Origin of the sequence: Pseudoalteromonas sp. 19-MNA-CIBAN-0066, from assembly GCF_040308705.1 — a bacterium.
Lineage (GTDB): Bacteria > Pseudomonadota > Gammaproteobacteria > Enterobacterales > Alteromonadaceae > Pseudoalteromonas > Pseudoalteromonas nigrifaciens.
Genome location: NZ_JBEONZ010000107.1, coordinates 1 through 443 on the forward strand (window position 1 = coordinate 1; position 443 = coordinate 443).

Sequence of the window (443 nt, forward strand, 5' to 3'; positions counted from 1 at the left end):
GAAAAAGCCCCACGGGGCACCTTCAATGAAGCGGAGCAGCATAAAACGACTGAGCCGCCTAAACACCATAAGAAAGGTAAACAAATACTGGCTGAGCACTTTGAACGAGAAGAAGTTGAGCACACCTTAACCGAGTTAACGTGTCAGTGTTGCGGTGAACAACTACATCAATGTGGTAGTGAAGACAGCGAGCAAGTGAAGATTATTCCGGCGAAAGTCAGTGTCATTAAGCACAAACAATTTAAATATGCTTGCAGACATTGCGAGCATGAACAATTGGCCAGTAAAATAATCACCGCGCCTAAACCCAAGCAGCCTATTCCTGGCAGCATTGCGAGTCCAGAAGCGTTATCGGCGGTTGTTACGGGCAAATACTGCGATGCCTTACCGCTTTATCGTTTCGTTGACATACTGGGCCGTGGCGGCCTTGAACTATCGCGCGG

The 443-nt window shown here is 48.1% G+C and carries 1 protein-coding gene; it reads left to right on the forward strand.

Annotated elements, in window-relative coordinates:
* Positions 1 to 443, forward strand: a 443-nt coding sequence (locus AAEZ18_RS18390; protein ID WP_350595530.1) for an IS66 family transposase zinc-finger binding domain-containing protein, incomplete at both ends; no start/stop codon positions are given.